17 protein-coding genes and 1 tRNA gene are annotated in these 21,133 nt (G+C 63.1%); 4 read left to right on the forward strand and 14 right to left on the reverse strand.

Translation table 11 applies throughout. From position 1 onward, the window contains the following. Positions 1 to 122: 122 nt before the first annotated feature. Entirely contained in the window at positions 123 to 692 is a 570-nt protein-coding gene (locus O3303_RS12350) for a hypothetical protein (protein WP_269558701.1), read from the reverse strand. An 88-nt stretch (positions 693 to 780) separates the two neighbouring features. On the opposite strand from O3303_RS12350, the gene O3303_RS12355 reads away from it, so the two are divergent. Continuing rightward, positions 781 to 3,126 carry a B12-binding domain-containing radical SAM protein gene (locus tag O3303_RS12355; RefSeq protein ID WP_269558702.1) on the forward strand — a complete coding sequence of 782 codons (2,346 nt, stop codon included), beginning with the start codon at positions 781 to 783 and terminating at the stop codon, positions 3,124 to 3,126. Positions 3,127 to 3,255: 129 nt separating this feature from the next. On the opposite strand, the gene O3303_RS12360 is transcribed toward O3303_RS12355, so the two are convergent. The 3 genes from O3303_RS12360 to O3303_RS12370 form a co-directional block, all read right to left on the reverse strand. Then, entirely contained in the window at positions 3,256 to 4,338 is a 1,083-nt protein-coding gene (locus O3303_RS12360) for a hypothetical protein (protein WP_269558703.1), read from the reverse strand. A gap of 113 nt (positions 4,339 to 4,451) precedes the next feature. After that, on the reverse strand, positions 4,452 to 4,988 hold the full coding sequence (locus O3303_RS12365; protein WP_269558704.1) for a GNAT family N-acetyltransferase: 537 nt from the start codon (positions 4,986 to 4,988) through the stop codon (positions 4,452 to 4,454). Positions 4,989 to 5,072: 84 nt separating this feature from the next. Then, positions 5,073 to 5,315 carry a hypothetical protein gene (locus tag O3303_RS12370; RefSeq protein WP_269558705.1) on the reverse strand — a complete coding sequence of 81 codons (243 nt, stop codon included), beginning with the start codon at positions 5,313 to 5,315 and terminating at the stop codon, positions 5,073 to 5,075. 215 nt (positions 5,316 to 5,530) lie between these two features. On the opposite strand from O3303_RS12370, the gene O3303_RS12375 reads away from it, so the two are divergent. Further along, positions 5,531 to 5,603: transfer RNA gene (locus O3303_RS12375), tRNA-Gly, on the forward strand. Positions 5,604 to 5,675: 72 nt separating this feature from the next. On the opposite strand, the gene uvrB is transcribed toward O3303_RS12375, so the two are convergent. The 3 genes from uvrB to O3303_RS12390 all read right to left on the reverse strand — a co-directional run bounded on the left by uvrB (position 5,676) and on the right by O3303_RS12390 (position 10,071). Beyond that, positions 5,676 to 7,712, reverse strand: a complete 2,037-nt coding sequence (uvrB, locus tag O3303_RS12380; RefSeq protein ID WP_269558706.1) for an excinuclease ABC subunit UvrB — start codon at positions 7,710 to 7,712, stop codon at positions 5,676 to 5,678. A 162-nt stretch (positions 7,713 to 7,874) separates the two neighbouring features. Further along, positions 7,875 to 9,509: an outer membrane beta-barrel protein gene (locus tag O3303_RS12385; protein WP_269558707.1), complete on the reverse strand. Its 1,635-nt coding sequence runs from the start codon at positions 9,507 to 9,509 to the stop codon at positions 7,875 to 7,877. After that, the gene (locus tag O3303_RS12390; RefSeq protein ID WP_269558708.1) at positions 9,490 to 10,071 is read right to left on the reverse strand and encodes an RNA polymerase sigma factor; all 582 of its coding nucleotides are present in this window, start codon (positions 10,069 to 10,071) and stop codon (positions 9,490 to 9,492) included. Before O3303_RS12390 ends, O3303_RS12385 begins: the two co-directional genes overlap by 20 nt. A 444-nt stretch (positions 10,072 to 10,515) precedes the next feature. Between O3303_RS12390 and wrbA the strand changes: the two genes are divergently transcribed. After that, on the forward strand, positions 10,516 to 11,130 hold the full coding sequence (gene wrbA / locus O3303_RS12395; RefSeq protein ID WP_269558709.1) for an NAD(P)H:quinone oxidoreductase: 615 nt from the start codon (positions 10,516 to 10,518) through the stop codon (positions 11,128 to 11,130). 221 nt (positions 11,131 to 11,351) lie between these two features. After that, entirely contained in the window at positions 11,352 to 13,910 is a 2,559-nt protein-coding gene (locus O3303_RS12400) for a TonB-dependent receptor (RefSeq protein ID WP_269558710.1), read from the forward strand. Between the two features lie 174 nt (positions 13,911 to 14,084). On the opposite strand, the gene O3303_RS12405 is transcribed toward O3303_RS12400, so the two are convergent. The 7 genes from O3303_RS12405 to O3303_RS12435 form a co-directional block, all read right to left on the reverse strand. After that, complete coding sequence (locus O3303_RS12405; protein ID WP_269558711.1) at positions 14,085 to 14,828, reverse strand: shikimate dehydrogenase family protein; 744 nt, start codon at positions 14,826 to 14,828, stop codon at positions 14,085 to 14,087. A gap of 113 nt (positions 14,829 to 14,941) precedes the next feature. After that, on the reverse strand, positions 14,942 to 15,601 hold the full coding sequence (locus O3303_RS12410; protein ID WP_269558712.1) for a DedA family protein: 660 nt from the start codon (positions 15,599 to 15,601) through the stop codon (positions 14,942 to 14,944). 147 nt (positions 15,602 to 15,748) lie between these two features. Next, positions 15,749 to 16,411, reverse strand: a complete 663-nt coding sequence (locus O3303_RS12415; protein WP_269558713.1) for a spermidine synthase — start codon at positions 16,409 to 16,411, stop codon at positions 15,749 to 15,751. Between the two features lie 115 nt (positions 16,412 to 16,526). Next, positions 16,527 to 17,441 carry a TraB/GumN family protein gene (locus tag O3303_RS12420; protein ID WP_269558714.1) on the reverse strand — a complete coding sequence of 305 codons (915 nt, stop codon included), beginning with the start codon at positions 17,439 to 17,441 and terminating at the stop codon, positions 16,527 to 16,529. A 115-nt stretch (positions 17,442 to 17,556) separates the two neighbouring features. Further along, a complete protein-coding gene (locus tag O3303_RS12425) occupies positions 17,557 to 18,915 on the reverse strand; it encodes a PQQ-dependent sugar dehydrogenase (RefSeq protein ID WP_269558715.1) in 1,359 nt (452 codons plus the stop codon). Positions 18,916 to 18,950: 35 nt separating this feature from the next. Beyond that, positions 18,951 to 20,099 (reverse strand): acyltransferase family protein, encoded by a 1,149-nt coding sequence (locus O3303_RS12430; protein ID WP_269558716.1) that lies wholly within the window; start codon positions 20,097 to 20,099, stop codon positions 18,951 to 18,953. A 49-nt stretch (positions 20,100 to 20,148) separates the two neighbouring features. After that, positions 20,149 to 21,039, reverse strand: a complete 891-nt coding sequence (locus O3303_RS12435; RefSeq protein WP_269558717.1) for an alpha/beta hydrolase — start codon at positions 21,037 to 21,039, stop codon at positions 20,149 to 20,151. Positions 21,040 to 21,133: the final 94 nt, after the last annotated feature.

Raw genomic sequence — 21,133 nt, forward strand, 5'->3', positions numbered from 1 at the left:
GCTTTATAGCTACCTGACTTTTATTGCCGGGGTATCAAACAGGTTTCTGTTCGATACCCCGGTTTTTTTGTGGCTTATGCGGAGCAGCAGCCCGTTTGGTCCCGTAGAAATGCAGGTTCGGTTTATTGGAGCGTAGGTTCAGCGGCTTCCCCTTCGTCGTTGCGTGTCAGGTCACCGGTATTGTTCCGGATGATGGGTGAAACATCGAATTCAACGGAGTAGCCCTGCGGGCTTCCCAGCAGGTTGCTTCCCTGGCGGAAGTCGTTGCCTTCCACCTGCACTTCGGCTTCATACCAGCAGTCGAAGAAATTGACGAAACCGTGAAACACGTTGCGTTGCAGCAATACCGGAAAACCGGACTTGTTGTGGCCGCCGGCCTGAAAATCGAGATACTGCTCAAACGTGCAGTCTGCCACGGTCAGGCCCTGCAGGAAGTAGGCGAACAGGAACTCGCAGCGCCCGAATCGGGAGTGAAGCAGCCGCACCGGCTGCCGGTAGCTCATGGCGGGGCCGGCCAGCTCGTCCACCCAGCAGTTCGCTATTTCCACCGGATAGTCGATGTATTGATAGTCGCATAGCGCCAGCGTGCCCACAATGTGGTAGCCACGCACCGGGTGCCCGGCCTGCAGCCACTCAAGCGCGGCAGCAGCCGGGAGCTTCGGTAGTAAGTCAGGAGAAGATACAGGAGCCATAAAGTGCGAGTCGGGCAGCAAAATAACACAACGCATTGGGCCGTACCTTTGCGGGCACCTTTGCTGCCGGTTGGCGGTTGTTGTTCCCGTGCCTACTTCTTCGCTCCGCATCCTGCTCATCACGCCGCCGCTCACGCAGCTCAACACGCCCTACCCGGCCACGGCCTACATCAAGGGGTTTCTGGGCACGCGCGGCTACGCCGTTACGCAGACCGACCTGGGTCTGGAGCTGGTGCTGAAGCTGTTTTCTAAGCCGGGCCTGACGCGGGTGTTCGACGCCATTGCGGCCGGCGCTTTTTCGCTCTCCGACAACGCCCGCCGGATGCTGCGCCTGCGCCAGAGCTACCTGAGCACCATTGAGCCGGTCGTGCGCTTTCTGCAGAACAAGGACAACACCCTCGCGCCCCGCATCTGCCACAGCCGCTTCCTGCCCGAAGCCAGCCGCTTCGACAACATTGCCGACCTGGAAACGGCCTTCGGCACCATGGGCCTCACCGACCAGGCCCGCCACCTGGCCACGCTCTACCTCGAAGACCTCGGCGACCTGATCAAGGAAACCGTGGGGCCGCAGTTCGGCTTTTCGCGCTACGCCGAGAAGCTGGCTATGTCGGCCACCACCTTTGATGCGCTGCACGAGGCGCTACAAGCCCCGCCCAACCTGCTTGACCAGATGCTGCAGGAGCTGGTAGATGAGCTGGTGGCGCGGGTGCAGCCCGACGTGGCCGGCTTCACGGTGCCTTTCCCCGGCAACCTCTACGGCGCCCTGCGGCTGGCCGGCCGCATCAAGCAGCTCAGCCCTAATACCCACACTTTGATGGGCGGCGGCTACCCCAACACCGAGCTACGCCAGATCCGGGAGCCGCGCTTCTTCGACTACATCGACTACCTGACCCTCGACGACGGCGAAGGCCCCTGGTTGCGGCTGCTGGAGTGGTTGAGTGAGGAGAAAGAACGCCAGGCGGCACCAAAAGAACGTCATGCTGAGCTTGCCGAAGCATCTCTACCGCTGGCTAATCAATCGTTTAGCAACGAAGCGGGAGAGATGCTTCGACAAGTTCAGCATGACGGCCTAACGGTACAGCAGCGCGTTCCGTCACAAACTCAGCCCCTCCCCTTCCAGCGCACCTTCTTGCGCAATGCGGCCGGCGAGGTGGAGTACATCAACCAGCCGTTTCCGGATATTCCGCACCCCGAGGTGGGCACGCCCGACTATTCGGATCTGCCGTTGAGCGAGTATCTGTCGGTGATTGAGGTGCTGAACCCCATGCACCGGCTCTGGAGCGACGGGCGCTGGAACAAGCTCACGGTGGCCCACGGCTGCTACTGGAAGCGTTGCTCGTTCTGCGACGTAACGCTGGACTACATTTCGCGCTACGAAACCGCGCCCAGCGCTTTGCTGGTGGATAGAATCGAGCAGATCATTGCCCAGACCGGCCAGACTGGCTTCCACTTCGTGGACGAGGCTGCGCCGCCGCTGGCCTTGCGCGATTTAGCCATCGAGCTGCTCAAGCGCCGCGTGAACATTACGTGGTGGGGCAACATCCGCTTCGAGAAAACCTTCACGCCCGACCTGTGCCGCCTGCTGGCCGCCTCAGGCTGCATTGCGGTGAGCGGCGGCCTGGAAGTGGCTTCCGACCGGCTGCTGGCCCTCATGGAAAAGGGCGTCACCATCGCGCAGGTGGCCCGCGTCACGGACGGCTTCACGCAGGCCGGCATCATGGTTCACGCCTACCTGATGTATGGTTTCCCAACGGAAACCGCCCAGGAAACCGTGGACAGCCTGGAAGTGGTGCGGCAGCTGTTCGAAGCCGGCATCGTGCAGAGCGGCTACTGGCACCGGTTTTCGATGACGGCCCACTCACCCGTAGGCAAGAACCCCGCGAAGTACCAGGTGGCCGCCACCGGCCCCGAGCCCGGCCCCTTCGCCTGGAACGACCTCTGGCACGACGACCCCACCGGCACCGACCACGAGCAGTTTGGCCCCGGTCTGGCCAAGGCCCTATACAACTACCTGCACGGCGTGGCGCTACACGAGCCGCTCAACTTTTGGTTTGATTTCCGGGTGCCCAAGTCCACGGTGCCGCGCCAGCTGATTCAGAAGGCGGTGCAGGAACCTGCCAAGCCGGATTTCGCGAAGCAGAACCAGCGGCTGTTCTGGCTGGGCAACGCGCCGGAGCTGCGGCAGGAAACCGGCAAGAAAGGCCCGCGCGCGGTGCTCACCTTCTACGAGCAGGCCGAGGACTTCGAAGTATCGGTGCCGCCCGCCCTGGGCCCATGGCTGCACATCCTGCTCACCCGCCTCACCACCGATTACGACACGAAAGTGCTGCTGAAGGAAGTGGCCCAGAGCTTCCCGGCCGGCCACTCGTTCGAGCGGTTTCTGGAATCGGCGGCCTGGCTGACGTTGCGCGAGAAGGGGCTGCTAGTATTGTAGGTAGCGCGAACTTTGCAGTTCGCGTCCTCGCGCCATTTGCAGGCTTTTTGTATTGCGTCTTCTTATCAATAGGGCCGTTCCAGCGGCGTGGGGACGCGAACTACAAAGTTCGCGCTACTGTGTGGCGGCTTACTTCAGCCAGTCCTCGATGGCGGTGAGGTAGCCGGGGGCAGCGGCGGGCCAAGTCCATTTACCGTCGGGGCTGGTGCGGCCGAGCAGTACGAAGCGGGCGTTGGCTTTGGGAAACACGCGCACCTGCGAAGCGCGGCGCCCGCCCACGGCATTGCGCAGGCGGCGGGCGCTGTCTTTCACGTTCAGGGAAGTGTCGGCGGCGGCATAGAGGCCCAGCACCGGCACCCGGCGCTGGCCGAGCTGCTGCAGCGGCCGGGCCTCGTCGGCAGACGTTACCGACACGTTTTCCAGCACCATGAACGCCGCCCGCGGCTTGGCCAGCGTGGCGGCCGGCACTGCCACCGTAGCGGCCGCGCCCCGGGCCCACATACCAACCCGCAGCGTATCTACGGCCGGATGCAGGCGCAGCGCCTGCACCGTAGCGGCTGCCGCCTGCAACGCCACCGAGTCGGCCGGGGAACCGGCCGCTACCGACACTACTGTCGTTACAAAGCCCTGGCGGGCCAGCTGGTCGGCGCGGAGGTGGGCAGCGGCCTGGTGGGTATCATCAGCGAAGAGTGCCATGGCCGGGTGGCGGCCCAGCGTATCGGTGGGCACCAGCACCAGCAGGGCCAGCCGGCTGGCGGGCACCTGCAGCGTATCCAGCTGGTAGGGGCGCGGCTGGGCCTTGCCGCGGCGCACCCACACAAAGTCCGTCCGGATACTGTCGAGCGTGAAAACGCCCCGCAGGAAGTCGCCTTCGCGCACCGCCGATACCTGCATGCCGCCGGGCGTGCCCGCCTGCCCGAACAGCAGCTGGGGCTCCGCGTAGCGCACATCATCGGCCGGAAAGCTCAGGCCTTCTTCCTGTGGAAAGCGCATATCGGCCTCCAGCTGGCCGGGGCTGGTTTCGCGCAGCTCCAGCACGGCCGCCAGCTCGGTGCCCTGGTATGCTACCGTGCCCTCGTAGTGCCCGGTGGGCAGGGCCACGGCGGCCCCGCTGCCCGCATCCGATGCGCAGCCCGGCAGCAGGCCCACGGGAGCAGCCCACAGCAGGAGTCGGGCCCAGAAAGAAGCGGTGGCAGGCAGAGGAAGGTTCACGCGAACGGCTAAGTGGCAGACAGGCAAAGGTAGAGCAGCGTCGGCATTCGGTTTTCGGCAGGCGTTACTCGTATGTATGCTGCCCTTGAGCACCGAATCACGAAAAGCTCAATTTAGAGGCCTTTGCGCAGAATCAGGTCGTTTTGCAGGTCGTTGCCCAGCCGAAATTCGTGCTGGCCGGCGGCTTTAAAGCCAAAACGACGGTAGAACTCCAGCGCCCGGTCGTTCTTCTCCCATACGCCCAGCACTACGGCGCGGCATTTCTGCTCGCGGGCTTCCTCAATGGCGCGGCGCATCAGGGCGGCCCCCAGACCCGTGCCGGTCCAGTCTTCCAGCACGTAGAGGCGCTCAATTTCCAGGCGCTCTTCTGGCACTTTGCCCTCCGCCTGCCCCAGCGTGGAATGCAGCCGCAGCTTGGCATACCCCACCAACTGCTGCTGCATCCGGGCCAGCAGAAACACCACGTCGGGCTCGTTCAGCTCGGCCAGCTGCAGCTCGGGGCTGAAGGTAGCCGCCAGATAGGCCGCCATATCAGCCGGGTCGTTGGTGGCGGCGAAAGTGTCGTGGAAGGTCTGGTGGCCCAGGCTGGCGAGCTGGGCGGCCGCTTCGGCAGTGCGTTTGGCGACGGTGATAGTAAGCGGCGAAGACATGGTGGCTGGATTCGGGCTGGATTCGGGAAGACGGCAAAGGTACACCGGCCGGAATTGCGGGCCGCTACTAGGCGGCCACGAGGGCTAGCCCAGCCTGTCGTTTTCCGGGCGCCACGTACGCCAGCCATACCGCAGCAGCAGCCCGCTGCCAGCCAGCAGCAGCAAACTCATCAGAAACTCGCGGTTGTAAATAGCGGCCGGGCCTGCCTGCTTGTACGCGTAGTACGTGAGGCCCATCCGGAGAAAAAACGCGACCAGCAGCATAAAGCCGGCCAGCACAGTCATCATCCCTACAATACGACGCGTAACGGGTGGCAACGGAGGCATAGGCAACCAGCAAGGGGCTAAAGTGAGACGCAAAAAGCGCAACTACCCAGATAAACCAGGATTTCGGGCAGGTGTTGGCAGTGGCAATAACAGGCCCTGCGGCAATTCAGTGCCCTTTGTGGCCCGGCGGCCCGCTCCGGCCGCCGCAGCAGGGCCACAAGGTGGTTGCATTTTGATTTCTGCCGCGTATTTTTGCCTCACCAAGTAGTACACAAGCGAGAGTAGCTCAGTTGGTAGAGCATCAGCTTCCCAAGCTGAGGGTCGCGAGTTCGAACCTCGTTTCTCGCTCATTCACAAAGCAGCCCCGTAGCATCTCTGCTACGGGGCTGCTTTGTGAATGAGCGTTCTGAGGCGCGGCTCTTACTCGCGCTTGGTTTTGAGCACCTGCTTGAGGGCGGCCAGCTCGTCGCGGAGCTTGGCGGCCGTGAGGAAGTCCAGGTCCTTGGCGGCGGCTTCCATCTGCTTCTCGGTTTGCTTGATGAGCTTTTCCAAATCGGTGCGGCCCATCATGGCCACCACGGGCTCGGCGGCAATGGCCAGCCCACCGTCGCCTTCCGGGCCCACGTAGGCCGTATTGTCCTGGATGCGGTAGTCCGACAGAGAGGTCTGGCCCATGATTTCGGCGTGGCTCTTGCGCACCGTGCGCGGCGTGATGCCGTGCTCCTGGTTATAGGCCAGTTGGGTGGCGCGGCGGCGGTTGGTCTCGTCGATGGCGCGCTGCATCGAGCCGGTCATACGGTCGGCATACATAATCACCTTGCCCCGGTCGTTCCGGGCGGCGCGGCCCATCGTCTGGATCAGGCTGCGCTGGTCGCGCAGGAAGCCTTCTTTGTCGGCATCCAGAATGGCTACCAGGCTCACTTCCGGCAGGTCGAGGCCTTCGCGGAGCAGGTTTACGCCGATGAGCACGTCGATTTCGCCGAGGCGCAGCTGGCGCAGGATTTCCACCCGGTCCAGCGTTTTCACGTCGGAGTGCACGTAGCTGGACTTGATGCCTAGGCGCTCCATGTACTTCTGCAGTTCCTCGGCCATGCGCTTGGTGAGCGTGGTCACGAGCACCCGGTCGCCCATTTTCACGCGGTTGTCCACCTCGTCCAGCAGATCATCAATCTGGTTGACGCTGGGCCGGATGTCGATTTCGGGGTCGAGCAGGCCGGTGGGGCGGATGATCTGCTCCACGATGGTGCCGTTGGCCTGGGTCAGCTCATAGTCGGCGGGCGTGGCACTCACGAACACGGCCTGCCGGTACATGCTCTCGAACTCGTTGAAGGTGAGCGGGCGGTTGTCGAAGGCCGAGGGCAAGCGGAAGCCGTACTCGATGAGGGCCGTTTTGCGGCTCCGGTCGCCGCCCCACATGGCCCGGATCTGGGGCATGGTGGCATGGCTTTCGTCCACTACCAGCAGGTAGTCATCGGGGAAGTAGTCGAGTAGGCAGAACGGCCGTGTGCCGGGCTGGCGGCCGTCGAAGTAGCGCGAGTAGTTCTCGATGCCCGAGCAGTAGCCCAGCTCCCGGATCATCTCCAGGTCGAACTCGGTGCGCTCCATGATGCGCTTGGCCTCGGAGTCGCGGCCCTCCTTCTCGAAGTAGGCGTGCTGCTGCACTAGGTCGAACTGGATTTCCTTGATGGCCTGGTTGAGCGTGTCCTTGCCAGTCACGAACAGCTGCGCCGGATACAGCGTCACCGACTTTTCGTCGGCCAGCTTCTTGCCGCTCTGCGGGTCAATCTTGTGAATGGCCTCGATTTCGTCGCCGAAAAAGAACAGCCGGTAGGCGTGGTCGGCGTAGGCCGGGTACACATCCACGGTGTCGCCTTTCACCCGGAACGTGCCGCGCGTGAACTCCATTTCGGTGCGCGAATACAGGATCTGCACAAACTGGTAGAGCAGGTTGTTGCGCGAGTATTTCAGGCCCGGAGCCAGGTAAATCACGTTTTTGCTGAACTCCTCGGGGTTGCCGATGCCGTAGATGCACGACACCGAGGCAATAACAATCACGTCGCGGCGGCCCGAGAGCAGCGTGGACGTGGTGTGCAGCCGCAGCTTCTCGATTTCCTGGTTGATGGCCAGATCCTTCTCGATGAACACGTCGGAGCTGGCAATGTAGGCCTCGGGCTGGTAGTAGTCGTAGTAGCTGATGTAGTACTCGACGGCGTTGTTGGGGAAGAACTGCTTGAACTCGCCGTAGAGCTGGGCGGCCAGCGTTTTGTTGTGGCAGAGCACCAGGGCCGGCTTGCCGGTTTCGGCAATGACGTTGGCCATGGTGAAGGTTTTGCCCGTGCCGGTGGCCCCGAGCAGCACCTGCGCCGGCTCGCCGTTGTTCACGCCCTGCACCAGTTGGGCAATGGCTTTGGGCTGGTCGCCGGTGGGCTGGAATTCCGAGGTGAGTTGGTACTTCATGCAACAGGAAGAGTGGACGCCGGAATGCCCGGCCGCCGGCCGGAAAGCCAGCCTAGCATAACTGCGTTAGCAAAGTGTAGGTTTCCCGGCAAACGAAAAAACCTGTCCGACGGGCGAACAGGTTTTTTCGTTTACCAAGCCGGCAGCGGCCCGGGCAGCAGGCTAGCGGCGGGCTACGGCGGTAGAAGTAGCGTTGCCGAACTCCACGCTGGCTTCCAGACCCACGGAATACGGGCGGCTGCGCCGCGTGAAGCTACCGGCAGGGCGGTCGTTGAGGGTATTCAGGCCGGTTTCCACTTTCGGGCCCAGCGCCAGGCGCCAGGTGGCGTTGGCGGGCTGGTAGTGTACCCCGGCTCCGCTCTGCACCGAGCCCAGCACCTTGCGGTAGGGCGAATTGGTGGAGGCCAGGCTGTAAGTGGAGGTAGCTTCGGGCAGGCCTTCCAGCTCGGTGCGGGATTTCAGCAGCACGTTCACGGCGGCACCTACTTTGGCGTAGAGGGCCCACCCCTTTTTCGAGTTGGTGGTATAGCGCACGTTCACGGGCGCGCTGGCCGTCTGGTAGCGGTAGCGCACGTTGCGCAGCGCTACGTCGGCGTTGGGACGCATGGTATTGCCGGTCTGGCTACGGTCGGCGGTGGCAGCCGACACCAGCGGAGAATTACCATCCAGAAACACCCACGACGTAGCCGACGTGGCTTCCTGCTGGCCGGCAGCCAGGCCGGTTTCCACGGCCCAATGGCGGTTGAGGCTGTAGTTGGCCAGCACCGCTACCTGCTGCCCGAGGCCAGACTGCAGCGTGGACTTGTATTCGGAGGCGGCCGTTTCGTAAGCCTGCGCCTGCACATCAGCCGAATAGAAATTCACGGAGTTCGATGGCGTGGTACTCGTCCGTGAGGCGCGCGAATAGTTGATGTTGGGGTTGAAAGCTGAGGCGGCGTAGCCGGCACTCAGCTTCCAGCGTCGGCGCCGAGCGGGCACTGGCTGTTCTTCTTCTGCCTGTGCAGCCGGCGCAAATAGCTTTTTAGGCGAAGCGGAGGCCAGCAGAATAGTAGCAACCGGAGAAGTAGACGCCGCAGACGTTAGCCTGTCGGGGCGGCCGAAACCGGCGGCGGTGCTGCCGGCGAAGCCCGCCAAACGGCTCAGCATCGACTCGGCACTGCTGCCAGCGGCCGGCCACGGCGCGGCGCTGGCCACCACCGTATAGCCGGCCTCCTGCATCAGCGTCGAGCCCAGGTTTGCGGCACCAGACCGGCGGCCATCGTACAACCCGAACCGCTGCTCGTCCGTGGCAGCGGCCAGGTAGCCGTTGGGGCGCGCTGCCAAGCTGGTGCCGGTAGCGGTTTGCGAAGCTGGCGAAGCACTGGCCAGCGTGTAGGCCGGGCCGGGCGAGGTATTTGGGCCCTGCTGGCCAAAGTGGCGGGCAGAGGCATCAGCCCCGCTAGGCTGCACCTGGAAGCCGCCCGCCTCGTAGGTGCGGCCAGCACCGGCGGCGCCAACTACCGGGCTGCCGGCGCGAAGGCCAGCAGCGGCAGAAGCCACGCCGGTAGCATTTGGTTGCAGCGTGAGCCAGGTGCCGCCGCTGGCCAGCAGCAGCAGCGAAGCCGCCGCCGCCCAGCGGTAGCCCAGCAGGCGGCGGCGGTACGTATCGTTTTGCTGCACCAGCAGCTCGTGGTCGAGCTGCTCCCAGAGGCTGGCCCGCGGGGTCACCTCCGCCTCGGCAAACTTCTGCCGGAACAGATGCTCCAGGTCGCCGGTGGGGCGTGGGTCGGGGGTGTGGTTAGGATCGGAAAGTGCCATTATTGGAATGCGCATCAAGGCGCTCGACTTTAGACTTCAAAATTGCCCGGGCGCGGGAATACTGCGACTTGCTGGTGCCTTCGGAAATGCCCAGCATCTCACCGATTTCCTTGTGGCCGTAACCCTCGATGGCGAACAGGTTGAACACCATCCGGTAGCGGGGGGCCAGCTCCTGCACCATGGCCATCAGGTCTTCGAACCCGTAGTTGGAGAGAGTGAATTCCTCGCCGGCCAGCTCGGCAGGGTAGTCGCCGTCGCTGACTGCTACCAGCGGGGCGTTGCGGCGGTGCTGGCGCAGGGCCGCATTCACCATAATGCGCCGGATCCAGAATTCCAGCGGGCACTCGCGGCGGAAGCTGCTCAGGTTCTTGAACACCGTAATGAATCCTTCCTGCAGCACGTCTTCGGCCTCGAACGTAGTTTGGGCGTAGCGCAGGCACACAGCCATCATGCGGGCCGCAAATCGTTCGTAGAGATACTTCTGCATCAGCCGGCTGCCAGCCAGGCAGCCGTCGAGCAGCTCGGCCTCGCTGAGCTGGGCAGGCGGGATAAGTGGGCGCACAGCAGGAGTAGGTGGCGTGAGAGCTTCCGATGACGAAGCCGGCGCACCGGCCAGCATGCTCCGCAACCCGCTCAGGGGCTGCAGCGCCGACGACAGCGCACTCACTTGCCTTGCCGGCCAGCGGCGCCGGTGCCGTGGTTAGCGAGCTGGCCGTGGGGTAGCATACGCTGGGTAAATAAGGTGGGCATAGGGCAGAAACAGAGAATCGAAAGATAACCGGTTGCGGCCCAGCGGCCACTACACCCCCAAGAGCCCACCGCCCGCCGCGGCGGTTGCATGTGCTGTTGAATATCCGCAAAAAAAGTTGCCAAAATCTTCCGCCCTTACCCAATAACCTTGCTTTCCGCAAGCGAGTATAGGAGTAGCCGGCTCGCATGTAGCTACATGCGAGCCGGCTACAGTTGAATACACGCTAGCAATTCCCTCACCTTACCCTTACTGCCCATGAAAACCCTGATCCTGTTCTACTCCACCTACGGCCACGTGTTCAAGCTGGCGGAAGCTATGGCCGAAGGGGCCCGCGAAGTGGAAGGCAACGAAGTCGTCATCAAGAAAGTACCCGAAACCCTGCCGAAGGAGCTTCTGGACCAGATCGGGGCCACCGAGGCGCAGAAAGCCTTCGACCACATTGCGGTAGCCACGCCCGACGAGCTGGCCGACTACGACGCCATTGTGGTGGGCGTGCCCACGCGCTATGGCAACATGTGCGGCCAGATGCAGGCCTTCTGGGACTCTACCGGTGGCCTTTGGGCCAAAGGCGCGCTGGTAGGCAAAGTGGGCGGCGCCTTCGTGAGCACTGCCACCCAGCACGGCGGCCAGGAAACCACCATCCGGGCTGTGCACACCATGCAGCTGCACCACGGCTTCGTGCTGGTAGGGCTTCCCTACGCGTGGCAGGGCCAGATGGGCCACCACGAAGTAACGGGCGGCACGCCCTACGGCGCCAGCACCGTGGCCGGGGGCCAGGGCGAGCGGCAGCCCAGCAGCAACGAGCTGGAAGGTGCCCGCTATCAGGGCCGCCACACCGCCGAGATTGCCAAAAAGTTGAGCACGAAATAATATTAGCTTTTCTTGCTACGTTTACGCAGAAATTGTCCCGCACACCTCTGCAACATTAGTCGGCCGCTCCGCAAGGAGTGGCCGGCTTTTTTTGTGGCCGCAACAGCCAGAACAGCTTCCTGTTTCTTCGGATTCGCCGGGCGGCTGCAACCTTCTGCGGCCAAGCCAGACTTTGCGGCATCTGTCGTTATACGCTCGTCCCGGTATATTCTCCCAGCCTTATGAAACCAACCGTACCACTACTACTACTGAGCACGCTGCTGACCCTGCCAGCCCTGGCCCAGACACCCAATCCGGTGCCGGCTGGCGCCCGTCCGGCTCCAGCCGCTGCGCCCCGCTTGGCACTGCCCGAAACGCCCAAAGGCGCGGGCCGCATTACGGGCACCGTGCTGGATGCTACCACCAAAAAGCCCGTAGAATTCGCCACTGTGGCCCTGCTCCCGGCCACCGGGGAGCGGCCGCTGGATGGCACCGCCGCCGACGAGCGGGGCCGGTTTGTGCTGAAAGGATTGGCTGCTGGCGCCTACCGAGTGCAGGTGAGCTTTCTGGGCTATGGCGTGCGGGTGGAAAACGTGACCGTAACGGACGGCACCGTGGACCTGGGCAGTCTGCTGCTGGCCGCCACGGCCCAAAAGCTGGGCGAAGTGACCGTGACCGGCGAGCGGGACGTGATAGAAACCAAGCCGGACCGCATCGTGTACAACGCCGACCGCGACCTGACCAACGCGGGCGGTACCGCCGCCGACGTGTTGCGCAAGGTGCCTCTTATCAGCGTAGACCCCGAGGGCAATGTGGAGCTGCGCGGCACCAGCAACGTGCGCGTGCTCATCAACAACAAGCCGTCGGGCATCATTGCCAGCTCGGTGGCCGATGCTATGAAGCAGATTCCGGCCGACCAGATCAAGACGGTGGAGGTGATTACGACGCCGGGCGCCAAGTACGACGCCGAAGGCACGGGCGGCATCATTAACATCACGCTCAAGAAAAACAACCTGGAGGGCACCAACGGTAGCGTAGGCGTGGCAGCCGGCACGCGCAGCTCCAACGCCAACGCCTCGCTGAACGTGCGGCGCGGCAAAATCGGCATCAACAGCTCGGCCAGCGGCTTTGCCTTCTACAGCCCCAACCGCAACGACCTGACCCGTAGCGTGCGCGACGCGCAGGATGTGCTAGTACCCTCCCTGCGGCAGGAAGGCGACGGATTCACAATTGGCGGCGGCGGGTTCGGGCGTTTGGGCTTCGACTACGACCCCAGTAAGGAGCACAACTTCAACCTGAGCGTGCAGGGTAGCCTGTTCCGCAACAAAGGCGACTACGACCAGTTCAACCAGCCGGCGCTGCTACCCGACTTTACGCGCGCCACCGACCGCGGCTTCCGTACCCAGAGCTACGACGCCAGCGGCTCCTACACCCGCACCTTCGAGGGGCAGCCAAAGCGCGAGTGGAGCGTGCTGGGGCAGCACACCCGCAACCGCAACACCCAGCGCTACGACCTCGACCAGTTTCCGGGCCGGGCCACCGAGGGCGAGCGGACCTACCGCGAAGGCAGCGACAACCTGAGCCGCAACCTCGAAACCACCCTCCAGACCGACTACACGCACCCGTTTTCGGAAACCGCGACCCTGGAAACCGGCGCCAAGGGCATTCTGCGCCGCGTGAGCAGCCAGTACGACGTGCAGATTGACCCCACCGGCAACAGCCCGCTGATGCGCAGCGCCGCCCGCTCCAACACCTTCGACTACGACCAGAACGTGCTGGCGGCCTACGCCACCTACGGCTTCAACCTGAGCAAGAAGCTGAGCACCCGGCTGGGCGCCCGCCTGGAGCACACCGATATTACAGGCCGCTTCACCCAAGGCGAGGCCAGCCGCTTCACCCAAAACTACACCAACATGCTGCCCAATGCCAGCCTGAGCTACCAGCCCGGCAAGCCCGGCCAGACGGTGCGCTTGGCCTACTCGCGGCGCATCCAGCGGCCCCAGATTTTCTACCTCAACCCGTTCATCAACGCATCTGACTCGCTCAACATCAGCTACGGCAACCCACGCCTCAACCCCGAATTCACGGACAGCTACGAGCTCAACTACACGACGTTCGTGAAGGGCGTGGTGCTCAACGGCTCGGTGTATACGCGCCGCACCGGCAATGCCATCGAGACGGTACGGTTTGTGGATGCGCAGGGCGTGCAGAACCAGACGTTCCGCAACATCGGGCGCAATGCCACCTACGGGGCCAGCCTGTTCGGCTCGTTTAAGCCGGTGCCGCTCTGGGACTTGAGCGGCAACCTGAACTTCTACTACGTCTCGCTCAACAGCCCGGCCCTGGATGTCACGACCACGGCCTTCCGCAACAGCGGGTTGATGTACAGCGTCAATATCAACTCCAGCTACAAATTCGCCAAACCCGGCGACGACACGGCCACGCCGTGGCGCCGGGGCCTGAGCGTGCAGCTCAACGGCGGCCTGAACTCACCGCGCATCCAGCTGCAGGGCAAGCAGGCCGCCTGGACGTTCTACTCGGTGGGGCTGCGCAAAAACCTGCTCCAGGATAAAGCCGACCTGACGCTGAACGCCGACAACTTCCTGCAGGCCACCCGCAACCTGAGCACCATCCTGGAAACGCCGCAGTTCACCCAGGAAAGCAACAATTACATCTACCTGCGCGGGGTGCGCCTGGCCTTCAACTACCGCTTCGGCAAGGTATCCACCCAGGCCCCCAAGCGCCGCAAAGGCATCCAGAACGACGACGCCAAGCAAGGCGAAGGCGGCGGCCAGCAGTAGGTGGATTGTTGGGTTGGCGGGTTAATGGAGTGACTGTCATGCAGAGGCGCAGCCGAAGCATCTCGCGTGCTGATGTTGGGCTACTAATCCTGTGTCAGCCGAGCGAGATGCTTCGGCAAGCTCAGCATGACGTTCTGGAAACGCCACCAACCCGCCAATCCAGCAACCCAACACTTACCGGTTCCAGATTTTCCAGGCTTCCTCGGCCTGAATGCAGAGCATTTCGAAGCCGTTTTTGGTGTGGGCGCCGGCCGCCTGGCCGCGCTTCATGAACTCGGTTTCGCTGGGGTTGTAGATGAGGTCATAGAGGTAGTGGCGGGGTGTGAGGGCCGCGTAATTGAGCGGGGGACACTGCTCGATATCGGGGTAGGTGCCCAGCGGGGTGGTGTTGATGATGAGCGGATGGTCGGCCAGCACGGTGGGCGTCAGCTCCTGGTACGTGAGGCCGTGGCCCAGAGGGTTTCTGGATACCACCCAATAGCTGATGCCCAGCTCGCGCAACGCCACCTCCACGGCTTTGGAAGCGCCGCCGCTGCCCAGTACCAGCGCCCGCAGCCCATGCGGCACCGGCTGAGGCAGAAACCCACGCAGCGAGTCCCGAAACCCGATGTAGTCGGTGTTGTGGCCGATCAGGCGTCCGTCGGCGGCAAACTCAATGACGTTGACGGCCCCGACCCGCGCCGCCGAGGTCGCCACCTCGTTGAGAAACGGCCACACCTGCTCTTTGTACGGTATCGTGACGTTGAGGCCACGCAGTTCCGGCTCGCGGGCCAGCAGGGCCGGCAGGGCCGTAATGGCCGGCAGCTCAAACAGCTCATACTGATGGTCGGATAAGTCGAGGTTGGTGAATTTCTGACTGAAATAAGTTTGGGAGAAAGAATGCTTCAGGGTCAGGCCGATAAGTCCGAAGGCAGGCATAAGGCAGGAGGATAGTTTCGGGAGTCAAGCAACAAAAAAAACCACCCCGGCCAAAACGGCCAGGATGGTTTCCCGGAATGTTAGTATCGGATCTGCGCACAACCCAGCCTGCGCTAGGCAGCCGGCTGCTTGGCCGCGTCGCGGCGCGACTTAAAGAACTCAACCACAGCCGGCAGCACCGACACCACGATGATGCCAATCGTGAACAACCCGAAGTTCTGCTGAATCCAAGGCAGGCGGCCCAGGAAATAGCCGGCGCCGGTCAGCAGCGTCACCCACAGTACCGCGCCCACCACGTTGTAGCTCAGAAACTTGGTGTAGCTCATGGTGCCCACGCCCGCAATAAAGGGCGCAAACGTGCGGATGATGGGAATGAAGCGGGCAATGATGATGGTTTTGGCGCCGTGCTTCTGGTAAAACGCCTGGGTGCGCTCCAGGTGCTCCCGCTTCAGAAAGCGGGAATTCTCACGGAACACGCGCGGCCCCAGGTAGTCGCCGATGTGGTAGTTGAGCGTGTCGCCGAGCACGGCGGCCAGAATCAGCAGGCCAATCATGGCCCAGATGTTCAGGGGAGAGCCGGGCAGCGCGGCCAGCGAGCCGGCCGCAAACAGCAGCGAGTCGCCGGGCAGGAAGGGTAGCACCACCACGCCGGTTTCCACGAAGATGATGAGGAACAGAATGGCGTAGGTCCAGGCACCGTAGTCCAGAATGATTTCAGCCAGGTGCTTATCGAGGTGCAGAATGAAGTCGAGCAGATGCTTCAGAATTTCCATGCGGAAGGGCGAGGTGGTAGAATAGAACTACAAAGAAAGCGGAAAGCCGCCGGAGTATCGCCGTGGCCCGGCGGGCTGCCCCGGGTTTGGGGCAGTCCGCTGGGGAGAGGCGCCGCGCCTGATACGGCAACGACGCCTTCATGGTCGCTACGCCAGCGGCTTTTCCAGAATCAGTAGCCGGTTCAACAACTCCACTTCCACTTCCTTCACCCGGAACCCCAGCTGCGGCAGAAACTCGGCCAGCTCCTGCCCTTCAATACTTAGGTGAGCGGCCGTGAGGGTGTTGGCCAGCACCCGGCCACCGGGCGCCAGCAGCCGCCAGATATGCTGCCAGAAGTCCTCGGTCTGGAGGCCGGCGGGCAGATCAAGGTCAATAAACAGGTCGATGATGATGAGGCCGAAGGTGGCCGCCGGGGCCGTGCGCACCCACGCAAAGGCATCGGCACACACAATATCGAGGTTGGGGCCGGGCTGAATGTTGAACTCCGTGGCGGCCAGCTGAATGATGGTGGGGTCCAGCTCGACGGCGGTGAGGTGGCCGGCGGCGGGGTGCTCCTTGCGCAGCGTTTCTACCACCGAGCCGCCGCCCAGCCCCAGCAGCAGCAGCCGCTGAGCCTTTTCGGGGGCCACAAACAGCAGTCCGTAGCGCAGCACCCGCTGCAGCGAGCCGTAGGAATAGTTGGCGTGGCGCGTATCCAGCAGCTTGCGGCCCCGGTACCACGTCACTTCCAGCGGCCCGTTGATGGCCGATGTGGTGGTGCGGGTCAGGGGAATCAGGTAGCTTAGGTAGCGGCGAAGGAAGGTTAGCATGGCCGCGCAAGGTAAGGCCGCCGCCTCTGGAAGCGCAAAAGTCCGGGCCCCAACAGGCAACACGGTTCTGTGCTGCCTGTCGGGGCCCGGACTTCTTGGGGCAGGGCTTTGCTGACTATTGAACGGCTTTCACCTGGTAGCCTTGCTGACGCAGCAGCGCCAGCACGCCTTTGGGGCCGCCGAGGTGGGCCGCGCCTACCGCGAAAAACGTGGACTGGCTGGCAGCCATTTTCTCGATGCCGGCAATCCAGCGCTGGTTGCGGTCATCGAGGAGCAGGCCGTTGTATTCAGTGAAGCCGAACATGCTTTTCGAGCTCATGTCGCGTAGGGCTTCCACCTGTTGGGTTTTGTAGAGAGCCAGTAATGCTTGCATTTCCTGCTTCATTTCCGCCTCCTTGCTCACCATGTCCGTCAGCATCTTGCTTTGCGCGGCGTATGGAATCTTGTCGAAGATGCTGAGCTGGTCCTGCATGGTTTCCAGGCCCAGCACTTCCTTTTTCTGCTCCTGGGCCATTTTCATAAACGAGGCCTCATAGCTGGCCGGGGCGCAGCCCAGCACGGCTGGCATCAGCATCGAGCCCAGAAAAAACGGCTTGATGGCCCCCACCTTGTCGATGGGCAGGCCGGCTTTGGCCTGCAGGTAGGTACCGAAGGCGGCGTAGTCGGCTGGCGACATGAGAGTCTGCAGGGTCTGGCCGCCGCTCATCAGCATGCCGGCCTGGGCCTGCTGGGCCATCGTGGGGTCGTCCATGTCCATTTCCAGCACCACCTGCTTGCTGCTGCTCACGGCCTGCTTCACGGCTTCCGACATCTGCATATCGGCCGGGCAAATCATGTGGATGGTGCCGAACACGTAAGACGGCGCGCTCAGGCCCTTGCCCGACACTTCCCACAGCAGGGAATTGGCCGCCGCCGCCGTGGCAGCAGGCTGGGCTTTGGTGGTCGACTTGGCAGTTTTCTTCTGGGCCGAAGCGGTGAAGGCGGTCAGCAACAGAGCAGCCGCGAAGGCAGTTTGACGAAACAGGCGCATAGGAGTGGAAATGAAAAAGGAAAGATGCTGACTAAATCGCCGGAACCGGCAACTCATTACAGCAACTTTCCTTTTTTATTTCAGCGGCCGTCCATCGGCCTTAAGTTGAGCAGTATTAGCCTTTACTGGCCGCTACGCGCCACACTTTGTTGCCGGCGTCGTCGAGCACCAGCAGCGAGCCGTCGGGCATCGTCGTGACGCCAACGGGGCGGCCGTACACTTCTTTTTCGCCAGCATTGGCAATGAAGCCGGTCACGAAATCCTCCATCTTGCCGGCGGGCTTGCCGCTGGCAAATGGCACGAACACCACCTTGTAGCCCGTAAACTCCGATCGGTTCCAGGAGCCGTGCTGGCCCACGAAAGCGCCCTGTTGGTAGCGGGTCGGGAAGGCCTGGCCTTTGTAGAACGCCAGCCCTAGCGAGGCGGTATGCGGTCCGAGCGCCACTTCGGGCACCAGGGTTTTCTTTACCAGATCAGGCCGCTCGCCCTTGCGGCGTGGGTCTTCCTTGGGACCGAAATACGCGTAGGGCCAGCCGTAGAAGGCGCCGGGCTGCACGCTGGTGAGGTAGTCGGGCACGAGGTCGTCGCCGAGCTCGTCGCGCTCATTGACGGCCGTCCAGAGGGTTTTGGTGCCGGGGGCCCAGTCCATGCCCACCGGGTTACGCAGGCCGGCGGCGTATATTTTCTCGCCCGTGCCGTCGGGGTTAATTTCGAGGATGTTGGCGCGGCGCTGCTCGTTTTCCATGCCGTTTTCGCCCACGTTGGAGCCGGAGCCTACACTCACGTAGATTTTCGAGCCGTCGGCGCTGGCCAGCAGGTTGCGGGTCCAGTGGTTGTTGTAGCCGCTGGCGGGCAGCTCCAGAATCTTCTGGCCCGGGCCCGTGATTTTCGTCTGGCCGGGCTTGTAGGCGTAACGTACGACGCCGTCGGTGTTGGCCACGTAGAAATAGTCGCCGAGCACCAGCATGCCCAGCGGCTGGTTAAGATTGGCCAGGAAGGTTTCGCGCACGTCGGGCTTGCCGTCCTTGTTGGTGTCGCGCAACAGCGTGATGCGGTTGGCGCTGGTTTCCTTCAGGGATTTTGAGGTATCCAGCTCCAGCTTGGCGGCTACTTTCTTCTTGAAGGAAGTCGGCACCGTGTTGGACTCGGCTACCAGTACGTCGCCGTTGGGCGTGATGTAGGCCCAGCGCGGGCTGTTAAAGCTGCCGGCATACTCGGTAATCACGAAGCCAGCAGGCACTACCGGCGTTTTGCCGGCCGGCCAGCCAATCACCTTGCTGCGCTTGGTCGCCGATTTGGTGGCGTAAGGCTCGGGCAGGGCCGGTGCGGTGGCAGTGGGCTGGGTGGCAGAATCCGGCGTGGCTACCGTCTGGGCGGGCGTGTTGGTGGGGGTATCGGTGGCGGGCTGGCCCTGATTGCAGCCAGCCAGCAACAGCAGGGCCGCTACCGGCCCCGGGAAAGTCAGATGTTTCATGTCAGAATAGAATGCGGAACCCGTTTCTACCTGCTTTACGCTGATATAGTTACGTCGGCTGCCTTTTGGGCGGCTTCAGCCGGGCGGGTGGGCGGCCCCAGCACCCGCCGCAGCCAGCGGTTGAGCGGCTCTTCCAGCAGCCAGTACAGCAGAATGGACGTCACATACAGCAGCAGCACGCACAGCGCCTGGCTGCCCACCTTCTCATATAGCAACTGCTGAAACACGCCCATATGGATCAGGTAGAAGGCGTAGGAGCTTTTGCCCAGCAGCACCAGCGGAGCGCTGCCCAGCAGGCGGCGCAGCCACGTATCTTCCTGCACCAGCCCCCACAGCAGCGGCCCGATGCCCACCAGCGGCAGCACGATGTTATTAATAAACATGCCGGGCCAGGTCATTACCCCGAACGCATACTCCTCGGGGCCGTGCAGCAGACTCAGCATCCCTACGCAGGCCAGCATGCCGGATACTCCCACGTAAGTCAGGCCCCGGAACGGTAGCTGCCCGCCGCGCTGCCGCAGCCACCAGGCCAGCGCCACGCCCGTGAAAAACTCAGCGGCCCGGCCCAGGTACACGAACTGCAGCAGGAAATCGAAGGAATCGAAGAAGCCATGCCAGGGCTGCGGCCGCCCGGCCAGCACCAGCGCCACGCCCACCGCCAGCAGCAGCAGTGGCAGCGCCCACAGCCAGTGCGCACTGCGCCGCACCAGCCAGAAAGCCAGCGGCGCCGACACGTAGAACATTTCCTCGGTAGTCAAAGACCAGCCCTGCGCAATGCCCGTGTAGAGATACTGCTGAAACAGGCCCCGCAGAAACGTGATGTTGAGCACGTATTGCTCCAGCAGATTGTCGGCTGTGTCGCGCCCCAGGTAGTAGAACAGAACGAACGTGGCCGTCGTGAGCAGAAAGTACAGCGGGTAGATGCGGGCAAAACGGTTGGCGAAGTACGCCCGCAGATTCAGCCGCTCCTGGCCCAGATACCGGTAGCCGATCAGAAAGCCGCTCAGCACGAAAAAAATGGTCACGCCGATGTGCAGCTCGGCCGCCAGCGTGTGCACCGTCCAACCGAATTTCTCTGCCGAAAATGGGTTGAAGTGATGCACAAACACCAGCAGCGCCGCCACGGCCCGCAGCCCCGTCAGGGCCGGAAAATATTGCTTGGGCGCGGGTAGCGAAGTATTCATTCAGGGAGAATTTGGGCGGAAAGGATAGCGAAAGGAACCGGCAGGGGCGCTACCGGCTCAGCAGAAACCGGAGCGGCACGGCCACCCGCTGCTGCCAGGCGGCTTCGTTGTGGGCGGCCCCGGCGTACTTGCGGGTCAGCCAGCTCCGACGTGGGTAGCGCGTGGCCCGCAGCAGGCTATCCACGCGCTGCTGATGGGGCTCATACCAGGCATCGAGGGTAGTGGTGCCGTAGTCGAAGTAGAGGCGCGGGCGGAGCCGGCCGGTGAGGCGGGGCTGCAGGTAGGCCAGCATGGCCGTGGTGAAGTCGGGCGTGCTTTCCTTGAGGCTCAGGGGCCAGTGCGTGGAGAGGCAGGCCGCACCCCCGAACACCTGCGGGTACTCCAGCGCCGCATACAGCGAAATCAGCCCGCCCATGCTGCTGCCGGCCACAAACGTATCCTGCCGCCGTGGGCTGGTGTGGTACTGGCTATCGATGCGCGGCTTCAGCTCCTGCACCAGAAATTTCAGGTAGTCGTCGGAGAGCGGCGTGCCGGGGCGCTCCTGGGCCAGCCGGGCGCGGCGGGCTTCGGGCATGGCGGCGTAGGGCTTGGCCGGGGCGTACTCGCGGAAGCGGCGGTCGGTGTTCCAGACGCCCACCACAATGCAAGCCCGCGCCTGCTTGGCCCCAATCAGCTGCGTGAGCACGCTGTCTATTTCCCAGGCGGTGCCGCTATAAGAAGTAGCGGGCTCAAACAGGTTCTGGCCGTCGTGCATGTACAGCACGGGGTAGCGGCGGCCCTGCTCGTAGCCGGGCGGCAGCCACACGCTCACGCGCCGGGGCTGCACGAACCGGGAAGTTACTTCGCCGAGCTGCTCCAGCCGGGCCGGCGAACCGGCAGGCTGGGCCATAGAGGAAAACGCCAGCAGCAGCAGCGGCAGCAGTAATAGTCGCAGATTCATGGCGCAAGTATAGGCACAAGCCGCGCCCCGATTGCCACAAAACGCCAGGTGGCTGCCCCCGTTGCCGGAAGCAGCCACCTGCGTATCACTTACT

The sequence above is a fragment of the Hymenobacter canadensis genome (assembly GCF_027359925.1).
Lineage (GTDB): Bacteria > Bacteroidota > Bacteroidia > Cytophagales > Hymenobacteraceae > Hymenobacter > Hymenobacter canadensis.